A 6,275-nucleotide genomic window follows, 5' to 3' on the forward strand; every position below is an offset into this window, starting at 1 on the left:
GTGTGGCGGAATTGGCAGACGCGCGCGACTCAAAATCGTGAGGGAAACCGTGGAGGTTCGAGTCCTCTCACCGGCATCTATTTCGGGATGTAGCTCAATGGTAAAACTCAGCCTTCCAAGCTGGTAGCGTGGGTCCGATTCCCATTACCCGCTTTATATAGATGAAAAAGGAGAGATGGCTTATTTTTATGCCATCTCTCCTTTTTTACTTTTAAACTATTTCTATCGACATTACAAGCAGTAGAAACCCCAAGGCAATCTCCTCCGTTCTTTTGCGTTATTAAGATAGGGCGTACAACTAACGAGGAACGATAGTTAAATAACACACAATGTTGAGCAGGCGCTTCAAGTCTGCTCTTTTTATTAAACTAACGGACAAGTTAGTTTTAAGTTTACTTCACCAACTCAACACAGAAAGCACAAAAGTCTGTTGGGAAACTCGACAGACTTTTGCGCTTTAGAAGATGAACTTACCAAGGTTGACTTGTTGGTCCAATTGTAAACTCATTAACGTTCGTATCTTCTGGCTGATCAATCGCGAACGCAACAACATTGGCAACTCGATCAGGTGAAATACCATGTTGTTCATACAATGCAGTTGCACCTTTTAAAGTATTCTTATCTGTGATGGTAGTCAACAATTCTGTATTTATTGCTGCTGGATAGATAGTTGCTGTACGGGTGTTCGTACCTTCAATGAAGATCCCCGATAAACACCTTTGTATTCAGGGGATATCTGATCCAATGCGGTTTGGAACTGCAGCTTAATTTGGATATATAGACCGGTAAACGTGTTATGCTGTCGTGTTAAGTTTCAAAGATTCAAGCAACTAAACGCCCCTTGTTTTATAATGCTCAAAGTCTTCTTTGTAGAACTAGGATCATCCTCGGTTGATTACTCCTAGGGTAAAAGTTATGAACGGTTGACCTTGGCTTCAAAACGCTTTTCCAACTCGTCCCAGTTGGGGGGGGAGGGACCCGTGTCTGTTCCTTCCAAAGGTGAAACACACGGCTCAAAGCTACGATTTCCCCTACGGATCCGTCAACCAGTCGGCTGATCGGCATCCTATGATAAATTTTCGTAAAAAGGCGCATCAACGCCGATCGTTTGCGGATTAGTGATGCTTGCGCGGCCGGCGTTAGCGGATACCGTAAGGCCTCTAACATGCGAAAGCCTTCGTCCATAGCCGCGATCATCTGCCGCAACAACTTGTCGTCCCCGGCGATTTTTTTCATTTGGCGCTCGTGTATAACCGTTACAAAGTTTAGCGCAATTACAGGCACGATATGATTCTTCAGCCATGCATCTATATATTCATGATAGATAGGTATCGTACTCATTTGGTTTATGTATGCGGGTACGCCCCCTTCCGTGCAGAGGGTCTTTCCCAAACAAACATGGACTAACGGCCACCATCATGAATGAAAATATCTTTGGCTTGTGAATCTGAACCTCCTTAATGGAAGTACAGGACACAGGCCGAGAGTTTTTTGGTAGGACATACTCTGAGTCCTTAATTTCCCGACCTCGAGGAACTATAGGCAGTATCGTATTATCTCGCTGGTCGAATATTTAAAGCGGTGTTTGTGAATACCAGTCTATGTGAACACTATTTAACAAACTAACAAATTCGCCATTCAAAATCTTCTCTTGAATCAATTTTGGTATACTATGTGGTAGATAAGAGAATTAATTTGAAGTCTGGCTATAAGGATGTTTCTACAACAACTTGAGAAATGAATTTGATTTTGGTGAAATGCGGAAGCTGTTAGGGCGTAAAGAGAGAATAGGAGGAATGGAAATGTCGTATCTCGTTGATTTTAAAGATGTATCTACGGTTGGTTTAGAGTCTTCACCTGTAGCAGAAGCGCTTGCTGGTTTACGTGCTAATGAAGCCCGTTATTTTATGAACAAGTACAAGTATGAATTTACGGTTGTACCAGCTAGCGAAAGCCAGGAGAGCCTTGATTATGTGAACCGAATTTTGAGAGAAGAACGTGATATTGCGTTTGCGGCTAAACCTTTAGAAACGTCGCGTTTTCAAGTGGAAAATATCCGATTTACCTACGTTTTTTATGAGGATGGTCTTGCAATCAATGTCATGTATACGGTGGATGACCCTAAAAAGCGGGCTGTTGGTTTTAAGCTTTCTGAGGGGATGGAGGTACCAAAGGAGCTAGAAGGGAAGTTTAAGTTTGCTAGGCAGAAGTCTAAACTAGCTGGAACAATTCGGGGTTCGTTTTTTGTAATTAAAGGACAATATTAAAGTAAGCAAAAGCACAAATGGAGGAATCCAGCACCTTATTCTCTTTGCAAAAAAGTGAAATTAAAGAAAGGGCTATCCCGCAAAAGGATTGCCCTTTTTTGAAAGAATGATGAAAGGCTACCGCTTATCGTATGATTATCAAACAGGAAGATCGCGGGTAGTCTCTGATAAGGAGACTATTTTTTTGAGAACTTGCCCTTTCAGCCAACGCGGTGAACCATACCATAAGTGAAGATGAAAAATTTCCTTGTGGGAAGTGACCTAACAATACGATTAGCCAGAATAGTTTGCTGCGAATGAAGGTAACAACACTTAGTGTGGTATGCACTCGTGTTGACCTTGTTTTAATATCCAAACTTCTATTTCATACATGTTGTTGTTAGTCCATGTCTAGCTTCGCTTTTCTCAAGTGCTTTATTAAGCGGCCCATGATCGATTCTCGGTCTCGTCTCCAATCAGTTGTTGAAGTAGTGAGACTGTTCGAGGTCGTGGATCAGTGCAGGTTGCACAGGCCGCCATCCCAGAAGAATCTACAAGGTGGATCAATCACAGAAATGATTCAACTAACGGGAAACGATATTTGAATTTAGAACAGGGAGCACACTGCCGTGGCAAATGCTCCCTCTTTCATGGAAGTAACGGGCAGTACAGGTTAATACAGTAGCGTTGAAAAATGAAATATAAGGGATTAGGAGGCACGGATTTGCTCGTCTCGAAGTTTGCGCTGGGAACGATGATCTTCAGAGGTAAGAACTTTCCGATGAGTGTGGCGATGGGGGCGCTGAATAAGCAAGATCGTGTAGGTAGGGGGCATTTTCCTTTTTAAAATGACAATTGCCCTATTCCCCGTCCATATACCTAAAAAAGGCAGGGTCGGGGAGTGTCCTATCCTGCCTTCTTGGGTGTTATATGTTTTCTACTGTACTAACTTATCCAATTCTGGCTGCAATTTGGTCCGCAAAACATACAACATGATGGCACCAACAAGGAATGCGACCGCATCCGCAATGACAAGCGACCAGACCACCCCGTGGAAGCCGTTCATTTGATTGGCGATAAACAACACAGGAATCAGAGTAATTCCTTGAATAATTGACATAATAAACGCGGCAGTTCCTTGCGCTGATGCTTGGAAGATCCCGGTAAACAATGTGGTCATTCCTGTAATGAACAAGGATAGGAACGTCACATGTAGAATGTAGCTGCCCATTCCAATTAATTGCGAGTCATTTGTAAATAAACCAATTAAGTGGTCGGAAATCAAATAGACGATGATGCCAAATACGACTGCTAACGCCACAATCACTTTGATCGTAAATCCAATGGTATTCTTCATGCGTAATTTATTCGCTGTGAAAGAGAAGGCAATCAACGGCACGACTCCCTCGCATAAGCCCATCAGAATAAACTCAGGAAATTGCAATAAACGTGATGAAATTCCGTAAGCCGCTACGGCCCGATCCCCGTATTCGACAAGAAAATGGTTAAAGATGAGCGACATTGCACCCAAAAAGATACTCATAATAAAGACGGGAACTCCGATTTTGAATACATTGCTCAGAATGTCCTTGGTAGCCTTGAACCATTTTACGGAGACGGTTAAGAATTGGCTCTTATATCCCATATGGAAGGCGTAGAATGCACTCGCAACCAAGTTAGAAATGACCGTAGCAGACGCAACGCCGATCACATCCCAATGGAGCACGAAGATGACTAACGCGTCGAGAATAATATTTATAACAACACTGAGAATCATACCGATCATCGACGTGATTGCTGCGCCCTCCGAACGCACGATATTCTCCAGTGTGAAGAATAATACGACGAATGGTGAGCCAATAAGCATAATCGTGACATAGTCCTTCGTGAATCCGAAGGAGTCAGACGTTGCTCCCAGGCCATGAACGATTGGATTGATCAACGGGAGACCCACGGCCATCACGATAAGACCGAGAACTAAACTGCTGTAAAAGGCAAATGAAGACACATGCTTTACCTCATCATATTTTTTCTCTCCTAGCAAACGGGAGATGAATGTACCGCTACCCATGCCAATCAAATTGCCTAGCGCCATAATGATTGCGAATAACGGCAGGGTCAGTGCGAGTGCGGTTAACATGGCAGTATTGTGAAGTGTACCAAGGAAATAGGCATTCAAGATGGAATAAATGACACTCATTGACGTGCCTAGCATCATGGGTATAGCGAAGTGAGCTACGGCTTTTGCGACCGGTGCTTTTTCAAAGTAATGGAGGTTTTCTGCATCCATGCGGATCACTACTTTCTCTATTTATTTTGCCTTTCAGTCTAACACTGTTAGGTTGTGCCTTACAGTGTTAGATGGTATCATGAACCAATGAACCTGTAAAGCATAAACTTACACTGTTAGATAAAAGGGCGGATGACATGAAAAAGCAGCAACCTCAGATTTCGGAGGATAAGATTTTGGAAACCTCGTGGGAGCTTCTTGGAGAGGAGGGCATCGAGAAATTAAGCATGAGACGATTGGCCGACAGGTTAGGGATTCAGGCTCCCTCTCTGTACTGGTACTTCAAGAGCAAACAGCATCTCTACCAGCGTCTGGCCAACCAGGTATCGAAAATGATTCTGGAAGAGTTCCACTCCGAGGGGGAATGGAAGGAGCAGCTGACGGGGCTTGCGGTAACGGTACGGAACGTGCTCAGCCGATATCCCTGCTCCACGCAGCTCATGATGATGACGCTGCCCCACGAACCGGATATCATCCGGTTCACCAACCGTATGCTGCTCTGTGTGGAATCGACGCCGCTTGAGCAAGAGCAGAAAATGCAAGTGGTTACTACGCTTGTGAACTATGTCTTCTATTTCGTTCTAGACGATTATCAGCATGAGCGCAATGTCTCCGCTATCTTTAAGGACCAGAAAACGCATCCGGGTGAGGAGATGGTTCGCCTTCTGGACTCCATGAGCGAGACGGATGTGGGACTGTTTCGGAGGATGTTCACGAACGGGCTGTTCAATCTGATGGGAACTGACGGGGCGTTTGAGTTCGGCTTGAAGCTGATTCTGTTGGGGATTGAGCAGGTGATAAAGGAGCAGGAGAAGTAGTATGTAAAAACCACCCATCCGGTTATTGGATGGGCGGTTTCAATTAGGTTTACGTTTACCCTAAATTGTTGGTTCTTTTGGCGTAATCAAAACCTACGGGTGATCTTTTGAAAGAGGGTTAGATATCGAGTTTACGGGTACCGATCCATTTCACCATGTCAGGATCGCGATGTGAAAAGAACAGGCTCTGTTTCGTATCTAACGTAGTAATCGACTCCATATCCTCTTGGCTTAACTCAAAGTCAAAGATATCGAAGTTTTCGATAATTCTCTCTTTACGAACAGACTTTGGAATCACAACAACTTCTCTTTGTGCCAACCAGCGTAAAACCACCTGAGCAACGGATTTATTATACTTTTCAGCTATGGATACCAATATTTCATGCTGGAACAAGTTGTTTTTCCCTTCAGCAAAAGGCGCCCAGGATTCGATCTGAACATTATTCTCTTTCGTAAATTTTGCATGTTCAATTTGCCGGTTGAATGGGTGCATTTTCCAGTGATTTTTCAAATGCCTTTTTTGTACGCTCATAACCAGTATCCTGAACCCAAAGTTTCGTAGTGATAAATAACTCCTCTCTTGCCACGCCACTACGTTTGATCGCTCTGCCAACTGCTTCTTCATTTAGATAAGAGGCAGCGGTATCAATCAGCCGATAGCCTGCCATAATAGCGTCATAAACACTTTGTTCACATTCATTTGCATCTTGGATCTGATAAACACCAAAACCGAGTATAGGCATCTCAGTCCCATTGTTCAAAGTTACTTTTTGCATATAAAATCCTTAGTATTAGGGAAATACTTTTACGGAATGTAAGCAAAACTTAATTTAATTCGGGGTTCAACTATACCAGCTAATAGCTTGTCAACATTTCCAGCAAAATAATTAGAAACCTTATGGTATAGTGAAAAATAAGCAT

The 6,275-nt window shown here is 43.3% G+C and carries 4 protein-coding genes and 3 pseudogenes; 3 read left to right on the plus strand and 4 right to left on the minus strand.

The window, feature by feature from the left end; all coding sequences use genetic code 11:
• Positions 1 to 470: 470 nt before the first annotated feature.
• Positions 471 to 695, minus strand: a pseudogene (locus G9G53_RS25440) (oxidoreductase); the annotation flags it as partial.
• A 14-nt stretch (positions 696 to 709) separates the two neighbouring features.
• Positions 710 to 875, minus strand: a pseudogene (locus G9G53_RS26650) (IS110 family transposase); the annotation flags it as partial.
• A 927-nt stretch (positions 876 to 1,802) separates the two neighbouring features.
• Between G9G53_RS26650 and G9G53_RS25445 the strand changes: the two are divergent.
• Both G9G53_RS25445 and G9G53_RS26780 read left to right on the plus strand, forming a co-directional pair.
• The gene (locus G9G53_RS25445; protein ID WP_029514777.1) at positions 1,803 to 2,267 is read left to right on the plus strand and encodes a hypothetical protein; all 465 of its coding nucleotides are present in this window, start codon (positions 1,803 to 1,805) and stop codon (positions 2,265 to 2,267) included.
• A 703-nt stretch (positions 2,268 to 2,970) separates the two neighbouring features.
• Positions 2,971 to 3,093 carry a hypothetical protein gene (locus G9G53_RS26780; RefSeq protein ID WP_274386749.1) on the plus strand — a complete coding sequence of 41 codons (123 nt, stop codon included), beginning with the start codon at positions 2,971 to 2,973 and terminating at the stop codon, positions 3,091 to 3,093.
• Between the two features lie 90 nt (positions 3,094 to 3,183).
• Here the strand turns inward: G9G53_RS26780 and G9G53_RS25450 are convergent, their stop codons facing one another.
• Positions 3,184 to 4,536 carry an MATE family efflux transporter gene (locus G9G53_RS25450; RefSeq protein WP_165150857.1) on the minus strand — a complete coding sequence of 451 codons (1,353 nt, stop codon included), beginning with the start codon at positions 4,534 to 4,536 and terminating at the stop codon, positions 3,184 to 3,186.
• Positions 4,537 to 4,673: 137 nt separating this feature from the next.
• Between G9G53_RS25450 and G9G53_RS25455 the strand changes: the two genes are divergently transcribed.
• Complete coding sequence (locus G9G53_RS25455; protein ID WP_165150858.1) at positions 4,674 to 5,354, plus strand: TetR/AcrR family transcriptional regulator; 681 nt, start codon at positions 4,674 to 4,676, stop codon at positions 5,352 to 5,354.
• Between the two features lie 118 nt (positions 5,355 to 5,472).
• Here G9G53_RS25455 and G9G53_RS25460 read toward each other — a convergent pair.
• Positions 5,473 to 6,130, minus strand: a pseudogene (locus tag G9G53_RS25460) (aldo/keto reductase).
• Positions 6,131 to 6,275: the final 145 nt, after the last annotated feature.

It is taken from the genome of Paenibacillus sp. EKM206P (assembly GCF_011066155.1).
Taxonomy (GTDB): domain Bacteria; phylum Bacillota; class Bacilli; order Paenibacillales; family Paenibacillaceae; genus Paenibacillus; species Paenibacillus polymyxa_D.